The organism is Paenibacillus sp. FSL R7-0026 (assembly GCF_038004485.1).
Lineage (GTDB): Bacteria > Bacillota > Bacilli > Paenibacillales > Paenibacillaceae > Paenibacillus > Paenibacillus xylanexedens_A.
Map to the genome: position 1 here is coordinate 4,170,580 of NZ_JBBORG010000001.1, position 18,544 is coordinate 4,189,123.

Below are 18,544 nucleotides of genomic sequence, written 5' to 3' on the forward strand. Positions count from 1 at the left end.
CAAAAACAACAAAATCCCTTTTGCTGCTGAAGAGCAGAAAAAGGGATTTTGTATGAACTTTAACTATCAAGACCTGAATATGATGCATACAGGTTATGGTTGTTCTGAAACGTATGGTTAATTGGATACCCCTCTAGCCACCGTAGTCCGTTGTGAAATAGCAGCAGCGTTAACTGCCTTGGCTGCAGCCGATGGCATCGGCAATTTCACAGTCGAAGTTGTAACCACGGTTCCGCGAGCCGGAACACTAACAACGTACGTGATGACTTTACTGGCAATCCATACGGCCAGAATCGTATATAAAGTTTCTTTTACCGGAAGAAAGAAAAGCGACAATCCCAATACAAAAGCATCGCTGACAAAGAAAACTGTTCCCAGCTTCCATCCCTTCCAGCGGCTAACCAGCACGGCGAGAATATCGTCTCCGCCTGTCGCTCCACCGAATCGAAGCACGATCCCAGCGCCTACCCCTGTCAATATACCGGATAGAACTGCCGGAATCCACAGATTTCCGTTAAACGACAATACCAGTGTGGAGTATCGTTCAAAGCCGTCATAGAATAGGGAAAATGCACCGACGCCAAGCAATGCCTGAATCATGAATTTCCAGCCTTTGAGGAACCAAGCCAGGATCATGACCGGAATGTCCAGTAACAACATACCGATAGCAGGTGATAAGCCTGTTGCGTATTTTCCGAGCAGGGCCAGACCAACAAATCCGCCCTCCGATAAATGATTCTGAAAGTTAATGTGATAATAAGCAAAAGCTAAAATAAATGTACCGAGTAGCATAATGGCGAATTTGATCGCCTCTGTTTTAACGTGTTGTAAGGTTAACGATGTTCTCTTCATTCAGGTTCCCTCGCAGTTTGTAGGTTGGTTTTTAGACCGACCGTACCCTGCAAAAGGTAAGCCTGGAAGAAATCATCGTGTACGTCCTTCGAATATTCATTCCAATCCCCTCTTTCGCAGAGTCAGCCGTTTTTTTGAACCGGTTGATGTACTCTACAAGGGGCGCTATGTGTATGAGAGATCGTAACGTTTCCAGATCGTCCTTGGGGAGATTGTCCTTCGGGAACTCATGGTATCCTGATCCTTTCTGTTCTGTTGTGGTTAGCTGTGCTCAGTTAAACTGAAAAATAACTACAATGCATAAGCTTGAACATTTAATTGTACACTTACACTTGGATTACAGTACCCTCTTTTGATCGCGGTTATCCCCGGATTTTTGGAATTCCATTTTCCCTCTGGGGAAAATCCGGTGATCGCTTATGCTTCTGAAGCTGCTTTCATTCAAAAAGCTTTTAGGAGAACGCTTCGCTTCTATAGATGGGTTCTGCACTCTTCGTTCCTGTGTAAATTGTAAATCCAACTTACAGCAGTTGCAAGTTCATTCAGTTTAAACACCAAAGCTAACTTGCTTGTTCTTCTATTATATAACACCAACGTGACCGGGTCTAAACAGCAGACCCCTCAAAAACAGGCATAAAGCAGCCTTTGGACTGCTCCAGCAGTCATACGGCAACACCAGGATAAGCAATGCTTGCTAATGGTGCAACCTGCTCCTTTATTCTATGACCAAAGCTTCCAAAAATAACTGTCAGTCACCCAACTGTGACAAATTGAGGCCTTTTTTTATTTTCTTGCGCTTTTTAAAGGAATCATTTTCCTTTCACACATACACTATAGCAAACGTAATCGGCTTATTCTTTGTCCAGTTCAGACGTTTCCAGACTTACTCTGCTGTTTATGGTATAATATAACAATTGAATCCCACTACCGTTTAAGCGAGGCGGATTGATGAAAACGTTAAAGCCAAGAGTCTTTATTGGCTGCTCGCTGGAAGCGAAGCAGATTGCAGCCGCAGTACACGAAAACTTACGTTTTTCAGCCGAAGTTACCCCTTGGTATTCCGGGGTTTTTAATCCAAGCAGCTATACCATGGACGATCTGGAAGTAGAGGTCCGTACGACTGACTTTGCCATTTTTATTTTTCATCCGGATGATATATCCAAAATTCGCGGGAAGTACTACGCGTCGGTCCGGGATAATACAATGCTGGAAATGGGTCTGTTTATGGGTCGTCTGGGACGAAAACGTATTTTTTTCATTCTTCCTGAGGATATTACAGACATTAAGGACACAACCAAGGTCGAAGGATTGCGTATGCCCACAGATCTGCTGGGATTAAATCCACTCGTATATGAAATCCGTTCTGACGGAAAGTGGGCACCAGCCGTGTCCGTGGCATGTTCCAAAATCGCAGACAGTATTGAGGAACAAGGACGCTGGAGTGATCCAGAATTGGAGAACATCATTGAGAAGCATAAACGCACTGAGGGAGAAGCGAGGTTACAACTGCTTAAGTTGCTGCGGTTCTTTAGGGAATTGCTGCGTACCCGCAAAGCAGATGCCAAGATGCTGGAGCGAATGAGCGATGCCCTGCGTACTGCCTTTGTCTCTCATCCTCCATTCGCGGTACGTGGCACAGCCATATACCGTACAGATGACAGTGGTTATATTGAGCAATTATGTGGTAATGTTGGAGAACCGGGGAGAAAGTATGACTTGTCCGCTAACGACGACAAACAACCGGATGATCCCAAGCGTATCCTGGTGATTGATTCTTACCGGGAGAATAAAATCAAGATTAACCTGTATGATGATTACCTTGAGAAAGAGTATCTGCTATGCTATCCTGTAGCCAAGAGGTATGTAATCACCGTTCACATTATTGGACATATTGAAGCGGATGAGGCGGTATTTCAGCAGATTGACCTACAGAATCGTCAACTGTTCAACGCCATCAACGATTTGTTAGGAGGCGAACCGGAATGAAACCGGAAACGAAAAAAATAAGCAAGCGCTGGGGCAGCGAAAAAAAGGTACGCCTCAGTTCTGCGCCCGAATCATCACGACCGGTTCCGGAACCCAAGGAAGAAGATCGTTTCCACAAGCCGGCCGTACCGCTAACGACCATTGGGCCCTCCCTGAAGGGCAAGGAAAGACCTTATAAGGTCATCCTTGAAAAAGAGGCGTTCTACGAAAAACCTCAATATCTTGCATAATTTCTGAACACATCATCAAACCTGCCGCTGAATCGGCAGTATTCCATAGGCCCCGCCGCCCAAGGCAGGGGCTTTTTTGTTGCTCATTTTCGCTAAAATAAAACTGCTTCTACTCGTTGACCTGGTGCTATCGTGTTAAGGCAAGACATCCTTGAATCATGATCGCAATTCATTGCAGTAATTCATTGCTTGTAATTACTTCTGTAGCAGACTGCATTGCATAAGGCTTATTTGGTTTATGACCTTAGGTTTCCTGCAAAACCCATAAATTATACCTTATTTTGGAGCAGGCTTGTCCCTAAATCCCTAGCTTCATTCATTATCTGTACCTTTAGGAAAATGCGGTAATATGTGCTTCCAATATTTCTCGGTTGTATTGTGTATCTCCATTACATATATTGATTATAATATAGGAACACATGTTCTGCAAATATAAAATTCCAATTAAAGGTTAAGGAAGTGAACATATGACATCCTCAAACTCCGCCCCATCCCCTGTGGATGAAGACCATCGTCTGATTAAAGGTCTGGTTGTGCGCACGCTTTTGCTGGATGTACTTGAACGAGATATTCGCACACTGGATACGCTGCTACTAAAGATGCCCGAAGTCTACATTCTGTCGCTGACCCGCATTCAGAACAATGTGCTCAAGGAGATGTTGACCCTTCGTAAACAGATGAGAACCCGTGGTGTCAAAGTACTGGAAGAGAAACGGGAAGCCGAGGGTATCGAAACTCTGTATATGTGCAGAGGGTATTGGCAACGGTTCTATATGCTGTGGACATTCGCACGCAATGAAGTCAAAAAAGAACTCAGTCGGCATCTGCAGATGGACTTGGTGCAGACTTGATACAACTCTAACAATATTGAACCCGGGTATGCGAACCCCTTCTATTGTTCATCTAAATCAGATGGATATGATCAACCTGCTCACCATCTAAGGTTACGCTTGAATCCATTGCAAAACGTCACTACACTAATTGTTGATGTTCATTACTGCTTCAAGTGTCAGCCTCAGAATATCCATCTCCAGCAAAACAAGTTGACCACGGAAGGTTACGTTCATTAAGATGGAATAGAGATATCCAACCATTCCAATAAGGCATGAACTGAATTCAATTCTTATAAACAAAAACCAGCCTGCTTGCCATCAATGGCTGACAGACTGGTTCAGTGGGACTTGACTCTAACCGGATATACCTCAACGTCTTATCAATCAAGGAGCTGTACTTCATGGATTTGAATACACATTCGATTAAACAAACACCCGCACATACAGGCATTGCAGCAGATGTAACCGAACTGATCGGCCAGACACCTGCCGTCAAACTGAACAGACTCACAGGCAGCGACTCCGCTGATGTATACGTGAAACTGGAATACTTCAACCCAAGTGGCAGCGTCAAAGACCGTGCCGCCTATAACCTGATCGTTCAGGCTGAACTTGCGGGACACTTGCTCCCTGGTGCTACCATTATCGAACCGACGAGTGGCAATACCGGAATTGGTCTTGCGATGAATGCCGCCGCCAAAGGATATAAAGCCATTCTGATCATGCCTGACAATATGTCTAAGGAGCGCATCAACATTCTGAAAGCCTACGGCGCAGATGTGGTGCTCACCCCTGCTGCGGAGCGGATGCCTGGTGCAATTCGCAAAGCGAAAGAACTTCAAGCAGACATTCCAGGAAGTTTCATTCCGCAGCAGTTCGAGAATCAGGCGAACCCGGACATTCACCGGATCACGACGGCTCCCGAGATTATGCAGCAGATGGAAGGCAAGCTGGATGCCTTCATCGCTACGGCAGGAACTGGCGGAACCATCACCGGCACCGGGGAAGAACTGCGTAAGCAGTTACCTGACATCCGCATCTATGCGGTGGAGCCCAAAGGTTCTCCGGTGTTGTCCGGTGGCGAGCCCGGAGCACACAAGCTCGTCGGTACAAGTCCGGGGTTCATTCCGGACATCCTGAATACCGACGTGTGGGATGCCATCATCCAGGTGTCCGATGAGGACGCACTGGATACGATGCGGCAGCTTGCTGCCCGGGAAGGGCTGTTGCTCGGCCCTTCCTCCGGGGCTTCGGTGTGGGCCTCCCTTCGCATTGCGAAGGAACTGGGGCCGGGGCACCGGGTGCTCTGCATTGCGCCGGATACCGGGGAACGGTATCTGAGCATGGGTATTTTTTAACACAGCAAAAATCTATACACATCAAAAAGGGACTTCCATGTCCCATAAGTCATGAGCATGACAGAACCTCTCCCTTATTAGCGCTCATTGGTCATTGGTTCTAATGAACCGAGCACACGCTATTCGCTCCTATTTGCGCAGGTCTGACGTGTAACGAATCACAGCGACGTTATTTCTCCAAATTCGGTCGATTTACAGGCTTAAGAGCTATTTTCGGCGGGATAACGTTACTGAGATTCGTTAGAATTTACATCACTTCATTATCACCCTAATAAGGTGCGGTAGGGTCGTTAGAATGTTGGAGCGATTGGTAGCGAGGAGCGAGGGAAAACCCCTCGAAAAAAAGGGAAGCGAAGTACATTAGAGGAACCATCAAAATAAAAAAAGCTCTTGCTCACATACGGATGATGAATCCGCAGAGAACAAGAACTTATTTTGGCAAGAAACCTTATCATCAAAAATAAGGCAAGAACATTTAACGTAAGCTGGTTAGTGTGTCAGGGTTGTCCATTCCACACCTTCAGGAAGCAGGGCCGCAATACGGTCTTTGGCTTCCTTTTTGGTATACAGCGATTCATCGAGAATGACCGCGGAACCGGAATCCGTGCTTGTCCGAATCAGACGTCCTAGACCTTGCTTCACACGCAAGAGCATATACGGAAGATCGATCTCTTCGTAAGGTGCTGCCGACGCACTGCGTTTTGCATTGAAGACAGGGTCCTGTGGTGGATACGGGAGCGACCAGATCATGACATTGGATAATGACGGGCCTGGAACGTCCAGTCCTTCCCACAGATTAACGGAGCACAACACACTCTCCTCATCCTGCTGGAACGCCGCGATCAGATCACTGATCTCCCGGTCGCCCTCATACATAAAGCGCAAACCTTCTGCTTCAGGTACATGAACGATGTCCTGTTTGAACGCGCGTAGCTCTTCCATCGTACGGAACAGAATCAGTGCACGTCCTCCACTCTCCTGAAGTAACGACACCGCATCACGCAAGCGATTTTCGTTCTCCGGGTGACCCGGTACAGCTTCATTGGTAATTTTCATCTTCATTTTGTCCGCATAATCATACGGGGAAGCCACCGAGAATGATACAAAATCATCAATACCCAAGCTGTCCGCCACATAACGGAATGAACTATCCACAGATAACGTTGCAGAGGAGAACACAATTGGAATACCTGTGTTGAACACACGCTCGTTCAGCATTTCCTTCACGGTGCGCGGCATGATCGATAAGGTCGTCTCATCCTCGCTCTCTTCCGCCCAACAGATGTAACCATCTTCCTTGCGGAACAAGGCAAGCGCAGACTGAATCATATCCAAATGTTCTTCCACCACACGCATCTGATAACCATCCAACGAGAACAATCCGCTCTCAAATACCAGTTCCTCACCGATCGCATCCAGCACACTCGTCAGACGTTCAATCTCACGCAGCAGTGGCGGCTCTACCCGAACTTCCTTCCGTTCCGATCCCGGAATCGCCACCGTATACGTATCCAGCAATGCAAACAGTCGCTCACTGCTCTCAATAGCTTCATCCACACGCTCCGCGAGGGATTCACGAATCTCTCCTTCAAGCAGACGGGTTACGAGTTCCTCGAAGATGCGGTGTTTCAGCTTGTAGCTCAGTGCGTTCAGGGCTGCTTCTTCCAGCAAATGTCCTTCATCAAATACAACTGAGCTGTGATCAGGCAGGAGTGGCAATTGTCCCTCGCGTTTGCGCGCATCATAGGTCCACACATGCTCCATGTAATAATCATGGGAACAGATGATGATGTCTTTGGAACGACGGTAATGGTCACGCGACAGCGTCAGGCCGCAGCGTTGTCTTTTAGGACAAACAAAACAATCCTGGAACGGGTCCCAGTTGATTTTGTTCCACTGACGATCATTCAGATGTGGATACTGTTTACGGTCACCATACGGATGGAAAGCCTGAAGTGTACCCGGCGTATTTACAAAATCCGGCAGGCTCTCATGCACTTCTTCAATAACAGGCGCATCCTCATCCGCAAATCGCATTGCACTTAATTTGTTCAAGCAAACGTATTGATCCGGTGATTTGCCCAGACGTGCGTCCACTTCCAAGTCCAGATGTGCAGCCAGCTTCGCAATATCTCCGCCGGGCTTCACAAGCTGTTCAATCAAGGACTCATCGGCACAGGCGATCACCGCCGGTTTGCCCGTATAACGTGCATAACAGACCGCGTAGAGCAGATAGACTAACGTCTTGCCTGTTCCAACACCGGCCTCCGCCATAATGGTCTTTTTATCTCCATAGGCCCGTTCGAGCTGGTACGCCATAAAAATCTGTTCATCCCGTACCTCGAAGCCGGACTCTGGCAAAATATCGTAAAAAACATCGGCAACCCATTCCCCGAGACGGGATACAAAAGGTTCAGCCGGATCATATGCAAAAGGATAACGTTGTGTAGACAATCCTAGGTCAGCCTCCATTCTTAGACAAAGCGGTCCAATTTCAATTTCCCGTTCCAAAAAGGCCGCTGGGCAAAAGTTAATTATCTCACGAGATGAAGCGGGTGACAAGCTTTTTTTACGAGATTATTTGCGAGGTTCAATGTATAGAACCAATTTTCAGGGAAAATATATACAGGAATCCACTTTAAGGAAAGGCGGTGCTCCACTCCATGAATCATCAGTCTTCACAACCAGAGCATTCCTCAGACAAATCAGCTGAGACATTAACGGATCGACAAGGTCATCCCATTACGGACAATCAGAATGTACGAACCGTTGGCAGCCGGGGACCGACTACGCTGGAGAACTATCATTTCCTCGAAAAGATTACTCACTTCGACCGCGAACGTATTCCGGAACGTGTGGTCCATGCCCGCGGTGCTGGCGCTCATGGCATATTTGAAGCGTATGGAACAGCCGGGAGTGAACCAGTATCGAAGTACACACGTGCACGTCTGTTTCAGGAAAAAGGCAAACAAACGCCCGTTTTCGTTCGCTTCTCTACCGTTATACATGGCGGACATTCACCGGAGACACTGCGGGACCCGCGCGGATTTGCTGTAAAATTCTATACCGAAGATGGCAACTGGGATCTCGTGGGTAACAACCTGAAAATCTTTTTCATTCGTGACCCGCTTAAATTCCCGGATATGGTACATGCCTTCAAGCCAGACCCGTTGACCAATGCACAGGATATGGAGCGGTTTTTCGATTTTGTATCACTAAGTCCTGAAGCTACCCATATGGTGACATTCCTCTTCTCTCCATGGGGCATTCCAGCGAATTATCGGCAAATGCAAGGCTCGGGTGTCAATACATATAAATGGGTCAATCAGGAAGGCACGGGCGTACTCATCAAATACCACTGGGAACCGCTCAATCAAGGGATACGCAACCTCCTGCAAAAAGACGCAAGCGAGATTCAGGGACTGAACTTCAACCATGCGACATTGGATCTGTATCACGCCATTGAAAAAGGGGAATATCCCGAATGGGAGCTGTGCGTTCAAGTAATGGAGGACGGCGAGCATCCAGAGTTGGACTTCGACCCGCTGGACCCGACCAAGTTGTGGCCGCAGGAGCAGTTTCCTTTTCTACCTGTGGGCAAAATGACGCTGAATCGTAATCCAGAGGATTATTTCAATGAAGTGGAGCAAGCAGCGTTCGGGACAGGTGTCCTGGTGGACGGGCTGGATTTCTCAGATGACAAACTGTTGCAAGGGCGCACCTTCTCTTATTCGGATACCCAGCGTCACCGGGTGGGTGCGAACTATCTGCAATTGCCTGTAAATGCACCGAAGAACCGGGTTGCCACGAATCAAAGCGGCGGTCAAATGCAATATCAGGTGGATCGTGCACCGGGTCAGAATCCGCATGTGAATTACGAACCTTCGTCTCTTGGTGGCTTAAAGGAAGCACCCCCTCGTGGCAAGGAACATGAACCACTGGTGGAAGGCCGACTTGTCCGTGAGAAGATTGAGCGTACCAATGACTTTGGACAAGCGGGTGATACGTACCGGGCGTTCGAAGATTGGGAGCGGGATGAGCTGATCAGCAACATGGTCGGCGCGTTGGCACAATGCAAACCGGATATTCGGGAGCGCATGATCTCTTATTTCACCCAAGCCGATGCAGATTACGGTCGTCGCGTCTCTGAAGGGTTGGCCTCTGTACCAACCGATGATAGTACGACGGTACAACCGAAACATGAACCAAGTGTCGAGCAAGCGAAGAAACAGAGTCGTGAGACGGACGGATATTAAAATAGCTGGACAGCGTTTGGATCGCTGAGTCTGACACTGTTAGTACATTCGAGTATTTTGAGTAAGCAAATTACGTTCTGAATTAAGCATAGCCCTGATCGTCAAGTTGCCCGTTGCAGCTGCTATCAGGGCTTTTTCATAACTAGCTTGAGTGTAATCTCCACTTCAGGATGCATGCTGCTATTTATTTTAAATTAAAAGAAGTTCATTTGAGTGGATCGAAGGTAAGACTTGTGCTCGGGGAATGGAAAAGCTTACTTCTCTACGTTCATTTCAGATGATTCTTCGTTAAATGAGAGCTATCACCCAATGGAAAGATTACATAATTCACGTGATATTACAGGCATTGGAAGCTTGCAGGCCTGAACTGCCTGCATGTATCTCCATATGATCAGATGATTATTGATGATAACGCTTACAGCATTTACCATAAACCTGTGTCCTAGAGATTGCATCTAGCCAGCCGATATGACTTTTTTCATTGATAACGGTCTTGTACACGGCTACCACGCGCTCTTTATTTTATTTCCCATTAACCAAGGAGGTTTGCGTAATGAAATTATTCCCATCAACATCTACTCATGCATCTGTACGATCCGAACGTTCACTGAAATCGAAAATGGCCCAGATCTGTCTGAGCGCCGCGTTCCCTCTATTATTGATTGGTGGTGGATCGGCTGGTGCTGAAGAGCTGATCGAGAGCAGCTTGCAAAATCCCTCTGAATCGGTGGCGACTTCGAATATCACACTTGCTGCGGGTGATCTGTATGTGTCTCCTAATGGCTCAGCCAGCAATCCGGGAACACTAAACAGCCCTACGTCACTCGTTAACGCATTGAGCCAGATTGCCCCAGGTAAAACGATCTATCTACGCGGCGGAACTTACAGCTTTTCCGAAACCATTACCATTGAACGTGGCAATAGCGGCACATCGAGCCAACGCAAAAACCTGGTGGCGTATGGATCGGAAAAACCGGTCTTTGATTTCTCAGCCCAAACCTTCGCTTCCACCAATCGTGGACTGCAAATGTTCGGAGACTACTGGTTCGTCAAAGGGCTTGAGGTGAAGGGTGCGGGCGACAACGGCATCTTCATCGGAGGCAGTTACAACCGTCTGGAGCAGATCGAGGCTCATCACAACCGGGATACGGGTATTCAAATGGGACGTTATGCTTCCACGGCTGCCAAGAGTGAATGGCCTGCATATAATGAAGTGATTCGTTCCTACTCCCACAACAACTATGACCCGGATGACGGCGAGGATGCAGACGGTTTTGCGGCCAAACTGACCGTAGGCCCGGGCAATATCTTCGACGGTTGTATTGCGGCCTATAACGTGGACGATGGCTGGGATCTCTATAGCAAAACGGACACAGGCGCCATCGGCGCGGTTACGATCCGCAACAGCATCGCCTACGCGAACGGGGCAACCGCAGACGGTACTTCTACCTCCAACAGTGATGGCAACGGCTTCAAGCTGGGCGGTGAGAAGATTGCAGTAAATCATATCGTCGAGAACAGCATTGCGTTTAATAATAAAAAGCACGGCTTCACCTACAACAGCAATCCCGGTTCGATCCAGATGAAAAATAACACCTCCTGGAACAATGGGCAAAGCAACTTTGCTTTTGATGTAGGCACCCATATCTTCACCAACAACCTGTCCTTCCAAGGGGGCGCCAGTGACAAAACAAGCGGAACCGACGTCAGCAGCACCAACGTCTGGTGGAAGAACAAAAAAAGTGAGAACGCCAAAGGCCTGCTCGCCAGCGCAGCCGACTTTGTCTCCCTCGTGCCTTCGGTAACACGCAGCGCGGACGGAACGCCTGTCTTGGGCAATTTCCTCAAGCTTGCGGGTGGCAGTGATCTGATCGGCTCGGGTACGCCATCGGGTAAGAATATTGGGGCGCGGTAGGTGGTAGGTAATATGATAAAAGAATAATTTAATAGCAAAATCCCCTCCTCCATTCCAGCCTGATCGGTGGTAATGGAGGAGGGGATTTTTGAATTGCTTTGTATTGTCAGCTGGCTTATGAGGTATTTTTGGCTAAAACCTCAATCATCAGTCTACCGCCTGTACGAAAACCTTGCTCAAACGCCGCTTCCACATACATGGATGTGGACTGTCCAATCAAGTCGATCAGTTGCTCCAAAGCATCGTATTCGTTCTCGGTAAGCTGTGTTTTGTAGTCCTGCATGAGATCTGATATCTGGCGATTGATCTCCTGATACTCAGCTTGCTCAGGATGAATCGACTCGTCCAACCGCAGATTCCCGTGAAACAAATCTTCGATCAGGTTTGACATGTTATCCTTCATGGTAGGTTCACCTCAAACAGATTGTATATCAAGGTATGAGGTGAGATGTGAATTTAGCGGGAAATCCACTAAAGTGATTAGTTTTGAATTTAAATATATTATTAGAAATAACGCTTAATATCTTAACCAAAAGATAGCTAGTGTGATGAGCTAAAAGGAGCATATTCATAAATTTTCTATGTCATCAATTAATCCGTAGGGTAATTTACCAGTCCCTTTCCCATCAAATTTTACGATGATATCGTCATCTTTTATGAAATCAGGATGCCCATTATTTATAATGACTAATTGAATTTCCTCTACACAAGTATCATTCTTTAAGTTTTTACTGTTTAAAGAATCAAAATATTTTACAATTGAATTAAAGATTTCTTCATCTTTAAATTCATCATCAACTTCCGAATCCGCCCCTAAGTTTTTTCTAGGAGAATCAATTATTAATAATCCTAAGTGATTTTTATTTTTAAACACTAATAGGGCTATAGATAAGAAATATGCCATAGTGGTCATCGTGACAGCTCCACCACTTCCTAGCTCGTCATATTTGACTCCTCTAACATAAGGTAAATAATTTGACTCTTTTATAAAGGCGCTGTTAAGTTTAGGAAAGGAGAATTCCTCCAGAATATCTGAAAATAGATCAGAAAGATTCTGAATTAAATCACTTTTAGATATTTTCTCTTTTTCTAATGAATCAATTGTAGATTTCAATGAATCACGTTGCTTTTCTTCATCGAGTATGTTTTGACTAATTATTGAGAATTGATTAATTACATATGAATTTTTTTCTAATTGATCTAAACTGCTATTAACTTTTCCGATTTCATAGTTTATTTGCTGAATTTGTTCCAAATATGGACTTAAATAATGGTTCCTTAGATGATCTAACTCACGTTGTTTCTCATGCAATTCCTCTTCTATAACTTTCTTTTCGTTCTGAAATTCGACAATTGCTTTTCTTTGTAGATCAATAAACGCAACCAAACTATTATATTTCCTTGTTAAGCGTCTAGCCTCACTTCTGAAAGTTAAGATTTCTTGTTCTGTGAGGTCTGTATGCTCACTTCCACATAAGTTGCAACCACTCTTTGAGTTTATGGGATTTAAACAAGATGGGCATGAACTAAATTCATAACTTTTTAAGATAATTGAACCTTCAAGTATAAATTCGATTTTTTGAATTTCTCCGGAATATTGATTCCTCAGTAATAGCAATTTGTTTACATACTTATCTTTCTCAGCAATAAGTACGGCTATCGTTGTTACCTTCTCTTTTAAGCTAATAATACTATTCTCTAGAATTAAAGTAAGACTCTTATCATATGTTCCACTTTTTTTCAAACCTTCAAGTTTTCTATTTTCGTTAAAAATAATTTTAAAGAGTCGTTCTCTTTCGGTTTGAAATAATTCTTGATTAAGCATATTCATTTCTTTCAAGAATTCATATACTCCAATTCTTTTATTTTTCATTAATTCTATTTTTTGAATTTTCTCTTTTAATTGCTGCTTTAAATCCCCTAATAACTCGTTATAAATATTAAAGATAATTTCAAAAGTAGGCTTTCTTTTTATATTTGAACCAGATGTTTGTTCCATTAACAAATTTTCAGAATCGATAGTTGACTGTTTCACATATGAATATTTGAATAAATCCCTGAAGCTAAAGGCCTGGTTTGCAACAGTAATTTTTGGAAGTCCTATTTCATCCAATAAAAATGCAGAAAGTGAGTACTCATTGGCTGGAGAGTCAATTTCTAACAAATCAAACTCTCTATTAAAATCAGCCTTCCCCTTGTCCCAACGAAATATTTTAACGGGTCTATTATATTCGAATAAAGGTCGAATAATCCTGAACTTCTCTTCTCCAATCCAAAAGTCTAACTGTACTTCCTTACAACTTTTCCCTATTTCTATGTAAGCTTTATGTTTCTCACTTCCAAAGGCATAATTGATCATTTCTGCAATTGAAGATTTACCAGTTGACATAGGACCTGAAATATAATTTAGTCCTTTTTTAAAAACTACTTCATAATTTTTTCGGAAACCGACCAAAGTTAACTTTTCCAAATGTATTTTTTTACTCATTGTGAATACCGTCTAGACTCTCCATAATCATACCCTCCACTTTGGAATCACTTAACTTAGATATATTATGTTTGATATATTTTGCAAGTATAGTTAATTCATTTGAGTAGGAACTCTTAAATTTTCCTAGGACTTCTTTGCCCTTTTCATTGATATGAAAACAAAAATCATTCTTTATTATCTTTCTTTCGATTAAATCTTTACTTATTAAATAACTTAAATATAAATTATACTCTTCTCTATCCGGTTGCCAATGAAAATAAGAATAAAATTCATTAAAATCTTTTTTCTCCTCATTTTTTTCCTTTGCTGGAATCATTGTTCGTGGAAATTTCATGAAAAAATCATACAACATAATACGATTCAAACTCATACAAAAAGACTTCTTAGACTCAAACTCAGAAATTAAAGTTAATATTCTTATGGAATTAAGAATTAAATCTCTGTTCACTAAATTTAATTCCTCAATCATTCGATCTCAGTCCTTTCATTCAGAAAATTTTCCAATCTAAGTTTATAATCCTTAACCCATCCAATTTTGCATTCATCTGATAACTGATGCAGAATTCCTTTTTTTATTATTAATGGAATATCAAGATTGGAGTTAAGAGTAGTATTGTTTAAATCTTCAACTCTTTCGTAAACCTTAGTCAACAAATCATTACCATCATTTTCTTCTTTATATGATCGATGTTGCGTCTTCCATACACTTTTTATGTTTTCTTTTAACATAGAAAATTCTTTGATTTCAGTTGAGAGACCTCTCCCTTCTACTGAACTTTTTGCTATTTCTGCATTGAAAAATTCTTGTTGACAATCCTCATGGTCGTATATCTCAGCTGATTCAAGCTTCATGATGAATAACGATTCTGAAAAATCCATTGACTCATCTAATTGATGTATCTCATTTAGACTGAGTTCAGGTAATGACTCATCAATTAAAATTTCTAATTTATCTAATGCATCACTGAATCTTTTAACACTAACTGATCCTAATGAAATAACTTTATGGTTGGCTTTAGACTCAGCAAGAACAACTCCGACTAATTTATCCTTGACAAATAGAGGTGCTCCTGAAAGACCACTGAAATCTTCTATATTTGCATCATAATTCAAGTCGATATCCCAATCATATGGTCGAGACATATCATTAGTCACCAGCCTTAGTACTTTGTTTTTAGTACGATGGCCCATCTCCCACTTTACAACTGGATACCCAAAAGTCTCATAAATATTATCCTTTTCTATTTCGTCGTAACAAAATTTTAAATATGTATTACAAGCAACGGGATTATCCAACTCTAAGATAGCTATAGGGGTTTTAAAACTTTCAAATTTTTCAATAGGGTATCCCTTGCGTTTAATCGATTCTTTTTGAATGTTTAAAAATTCCAGGTTAATTTCTTTATGTTCCAAATAATAATCATCTACCGCATGCCTAGCTGTCACTACTTTCGTAGGAGAGATCAGAAATACAGTAGCACGATTCTCATCTTCATCCCCACAGATCAGTCTTCCTACAGCCTCTTCATATGTGAACATTTTATCTTTCCTTTCTATATTTCAATTACTTTGATCTCAAACTCATCAGAAAACTCAACTATGAAGCGGTATTCTTTCTTTAAATCTTCATTAGCTAACAATTCGTTTTCTATAAAATAATTAAATATAAGACGCCGTTCTGTTCCCTTTCTAGATATAATTCTAGCGATAGTTTCATTATTAGGGTGATTATTTTTTTTCCCATTTGTAGAAAATAAATAAACTGAGGAGTCAATTAATGAAAGTAATTCAGTACTAGTGTTTCTGTGACTACCATGATGTGCTACTTTTATAACATCAAAAAAAGGGATGTAACCTTGGGTATCCACTAGTCCTTGTATGTTTTCCCTTACAATGTCTGGGTGAGAATCGGCTAAAAACAATAATTTATAGTCTTTGTATTCAAGAATAAATGAAATAGAAGAACCATTCACAACAGAGTTATCATAAATCATTTTCTTGTTTAAGACACTATTCAGACTAGTTTTTTCTTTCTGATAAGAAATATTTTTACTCTCGTTAACCTGCTGTTCATCTTTCTGTGAAAGTAAATAGAACTCATATGCATCATCAAATAAAATATTATCGTTTAATTTGAAATCATATTTACTTTTTCTTAACTCTGTCAGCCAGAACTTTTCCAATCGTTTTAATTTGTTTGAATCAGGAGATAACAAATTAAGTGAGATTTCAGAAGTTAATGAGATGAAGTTTCTCTCATTCAGATTAACAGCAGCTCCATTAAATGCATTATTCCAACTGTATTTCCCCTTATAGAGCAATGCTGCTAATGTTGATCCATCTCTTGCACTGACACCTTTATTTGGATTGTTCCTACTTTTACTCGGCTCAACATATGACTTGCTAATTATTCCAGATAGGATACTTTCTTCTTTTACATCAAGCTCCTCCACACTCTTTTGCTTGAGAAAATTTAAATGTCTATAACTATTGTGCCATACCTCCTTAATAGGAATTATCAAAGGATTCTCTGCTGTTCCATTTTCCTTAAAAAGTTCAATGATTCCTTCTATGTGGTCGGCGTCTACATGTGTAACAATAACAAGACTTAATTCTTCGCCATTCTCTGCCATTTCTAAAAGTCGAGGTTTTAAATAATTATGGTAGGTACTAGCAAAACCTCCGTCAACTAAAATATTTGTTTTTTTTCGATCGCCTATACATATTAAAAAACAATCTCCTTCTAGAGCAGGGTAGACCTCAACTTTAATATTAGTCAAAATTACGCCAACTTTCTCACCAGTTTTATGATAATTTCAGTTATGCTTTCGGTTTTCTTTATTTCTTCTAACAAATAATTATCAATATGGGACGCTTACACGAAACTTGTGCCACAACTTATATTTTCTCAAAAAACAAAAATTAGGTCAGTCAAGAAAAGTTTAATGGCTAAGCTCCATTAATTTGTCAATCTCTATCTGCAATAGATCTCAGCCAACCATCAACTTTAGAGGATTTCATATTAAGGACCTTATTACAAGCTATCGCATACTTACGAAGTTGTACAATCATCTCTACTGAGTTAATTATATCTGTATTAAATTTCTTCTCGTTTTCTTTATAGAATTCAGCAAGCTTCTCTTTATAATATGTTTTGTATGACTCATCCTCATTACTTAGATTCATATTTTTAAATAGTTTTTTTTGGTATTCCGTCATCTGTATCTGTTTTTTAAATGAAGATCTTACAAAGGAGACTTTCTTCATATAATCTTTATGAGCAAACTCAAAATCAAAAGTTCTCATATCATAATCAAGTACGAAAAATAAATTAAAATTAACCATTAAATTCTCTTTTTTTGCTTTCTCTAGAATTAAAAATAGTTCATCTATTTCTTTAATCTCATCGACATTAATATAATCTAGAGCGTTTTGGCGAAAAGAATCTAACTCTTCTCCACATATAAAATTTCCATTCACATATTTTATATAAGGGGTGATGTTTTTAAGTTGTTGATTTAATATTCTATCTTTATTTTTTAAAACTATTTCTAAATTTAATGTTGCTTTATAAACAATCATTGAAGCGATCGGTAATAATCTTCTATGAATTTCGACTAAATTTTCAGTATAATTCTGATTGGCTTTATTTATAGCCCTCATTTGCCTCCCCTTGAGACTTAAATTTCTCCAAGTAACAACTACAAGTAATCCTGTAGTAGCTAAAGCAATTAGTTTTGTTAACAGACCAGTTACGCTATCAACTTCATTAAAAGTTATTTTATATAGATTAATATTAAATAACCACTCAATTTCCCCCTTATAATAGAAGTATAAAACAATTATAACGCTTGATATCATTCTTTTTGAAGGTATCCAGGCACTTATAAAAAGATTAGAAACTGCCCCTAAAAAACCTCTATCTGCTAAAGAATCATATAGATTTTGATTTAATTTCGGAAATTTATATTCCCCCCACAAATCAGGGATTATTTTACGTACGTTGAATATAAATTTTGAAATACTATAATATAATATGTATATTTTGATTAAAAGATTTGGCTTATGCACTGAATTTAAACTGGCATGATGAAGCCCATAATTATTTAAAACTGCAATCAATCTTAGAAGAAATCTCATAATCAACTCAATCAGTAGAAGAAATATAGTGGTTTCACAGAAAACTAAGTAATACAGCTTTATCCAATGTGGAATGAAAGAAATATAATTATTGACAATAACTTCATTCCATCTAATAAGTCTTCCTATCCAATCAACTATCATTCATACACCATCTCCCTAATTATTCTACTACATTTGAATCTTAGTTCTCTTCATGAATCTCACTTTTAAAGCATATAATAAATTTCCAGTTCTAAAAAGATACACATATATCAATTATCATTCGTACTATATGTTCATTTAACTTTAATTAATAAACACTATTGAAATCTCTAAAGCTTTTTTCCAACACATCAATCCTAACGACCACCTGCTTTGAGCAGGTGGTCGTTTAAGCAAAATTGCATGTATCTTGAAAATCATCTTTGATGTAAAGTTCTGCAAAAGCATTCGTCTCTTACTTCAAATTGTACTCCTATTATATAGAAGGTAATCAGTAAA

General features: G+C 41.3%; 15 protein-coding genes. 6 read left to right on the forward strand and 9 right to left on the reverse strand.

Annotated features, from left to right (window positions below):
* Positions 1-117: 117 nt before the first annotated feature.
* Positions 118-852, reverse strand: coding sequence for a YitT family protein (locus tag MKY44_RS18430; protein ID WP_340914061.1), 735 nt, complete (start codon positions 850-852; stop codon positions 118-120).
* A gap of 948 nt (positions 853-1,800) precedes the next feature.
* Between MKY44_RS18430 and MKY44_RS18435 the strand changes: the two genes are divergently transcribed.
* From MKY44_RS18435 to MKY44_RS18445, 3 genes are all read left to right on the forward strand, one after another.
* Positions 1,801-2,838, forward strand: a complete 1,038-nt coding sequence (locus MKY44_RS18435) for a nucleotide-binding protein (RefSeq protein WP_341008096.1) — start codon at positions 1,801-1,803, stop codon at positions 2,836-2,838.
* Entirely contained in the window at positions 2,835-3,068 is a 234-nt protein-coding gene (locus tag MKY44_RS18440) for a hypothetical protein (protein WP_017687536.1), read from the forward strand. Before MKY44_RS18435 ends, MKY44_RS18440 begins: the two co-directional genes overlap by 4 nt.
* 467 nt (positions 3,069-3,535) lie before the next feature.
* On the forward strand, positions 3,536-3,919 hold the full coding sequence (locus MKY44_RS18445; RefSeq protein WP_341008097.1) for a hypothetical protein: 384 nt from the start codon (positions 3,536-3,538) through the stop codon (positions 3,917-3,919).
* 126 nt (positions 3,920-4,045) lie between these two features.
* Here MKY44_RS18445 and MKY44_RS18450 read toward each other — a convergent pair whose 3' ends face one another.
* Positions 4,046-4,201, reverse strand: coding sequence for a hypothetical protein (locus MKY44_RS18450; RefSeq protein WP_341008098.1), 156 nt, complete (start codon positions 4,199-4,201; stop codon positions 4,046-4,048).
* A 101-nt stretch (positions 4,202-4,302) separates the two neighbouring features.
* Between MKY44_RS18450 and cysK the strand changes: the two genes are divergently transcribed.
* Positions 4,303-5,259, forward strand: a complete 957-nt coding sequence (cysK, locus tag MKY44_RS18455; RefSeq protein ID WP_341008099.1) for a cysteine synthase A — start codon at positions 4,303-4,305, stop codon at positions 5,257-5,259.
* A 489-nt stretch (positions 5,260-5,748) separates the two neighbouring features.
* On the opposite strand, the gene MKY44_RS18460 is transcribed toward cysK, so the two are convergent.
* Positions 5,749-7,713, reverse strand: a complete 1,965-nt coding sequence (locus tag MKY44_RS18460; protein WP_341008100.1) for an ATP-dependent DNA helicase — start codon at positions 7,711-7,713, stop codon at positions 5,749-5,751.
* A 209-nt stretch (positions 7,714-7,922) separates the two neighbouring features.
* Here MKY44_RS18460 and MKY44_RS18465 point away from each other — a divergent pair, with 209 nt between their 5' ends.
* Both MKY44_RS18465 and MKY44_RS18470 read left to right on the forward strand, forming a co-directional pair.
* A complete protein-coding gene (locus MKY44_RS18465) occupies positions 7,923-9,515 on the forward strand; it encodes a catalase (RefSeq protein WP_445670656.1) in 1,593 nt (530 codons plus the stop codon).
* Between the two features lie 553 nt (positions 9,516-10,068).
* A complete protein-coding gene (locus tag MKY44_RS18470) occupies positions 10,069-11,430 on the forward strand; it encodes a right-handed parallel beta-helix repeat-containing protein (protein WP_341008101.1) in 1,362 nt (453 codons plus the stop codon).
* A gap of 115 nt (positions 11,431-11,545) precedes the next feature.
* Here the strand turns inward: MKY44_RS18470 and MKY44_RS18475 are convergent, their stop codons facing one another.
* The 6 genes from MKY44_RS18475 to MKY44_RS18500 all read right to left on the reverse strand — a co-directional run bounded on the left by MKY44_RS18475 (position 11,546) and on the right by MKY44_RS18500 (position 18,205).
* Positions 11,546-11,833 carry a DUF6809 family protein gene (locus tag MKY44_RS18475; protein ID WP_341008102.1) on the reverse strand — a complete coding sequence of 96 codons (288 nt, stop codon included), beginning with the start codon at positions 11,831-11,833 and terminating at the stop codon, positions 11,546-11,548.
* A 165-nt stretch (positions 11,834-11,998) separates the two neighbouring features.
* On the reverse strand, positions 11,999-13,918 hold the full coding sequence (locus MKY44_RS18480) for an AAA family ATPase (protein ID WP_341008103.1): 1,920 nt from the start codon (positions 13,916-13,918) through the stop codon (positions 11,999-12,001).
* Positions 13,911-14,390, reverse strand: coding sequence for an ABC-three component system middle component 2 (locus tag MKY44_RS18485; RefSeq protein WP_341008104.1), 480 nt, complete (start codon positions 14,388-14,390; stop codon positions 13,911-13,913). The genes MKY44_RS18480 and MKY44_RS18485 overlap by 8 nt, the downstream gene beginning before the upstream one ends.
* Positions 14,387-15,460 (reverse strand): trypsin-like serine protease, encoded by a 1,074-nt coding sequence (locus MKY44_RS18490; RefSeq protein WP_341008105.1) that lies wholly within the window; start codon positions 15,458-15,460, stop codon positions 14,387-14,389. Before MKY44_RS18490 ends, MKY44_RS18485 begins: the two co-directional genes overlap by 4 nt.
* 14 nt (positions 15,461-15,474) lie before the next feature.
* A complete protein-coding gene (gene avs1a / locus MKY44_RS18495) occupies positions 15,475-16,701 on the reverse strand; it encodes an AVAST type 1 anti-phage system MBL fold metallo-hydrolase Avs1a (protein ID WP_341008106.1) in 1,227 nt (408 codons plus the stop codon).
* Between the two features lie 187 nt (positions 16,702-16,888).
* Positions 16,889-18,205 (reverse strand): hypothetical protein, encoded by a 1,317-nt coding sequence (locus MKY44_RS18500; protein ID WP_341008107.1) that lies wholly within the window; start codon positions 18,203-18,205, stop codon positions 16,889-16,891.
* Between the last annotated feature and the right edge of the window lie 339 nt (positions 18,206-18,544).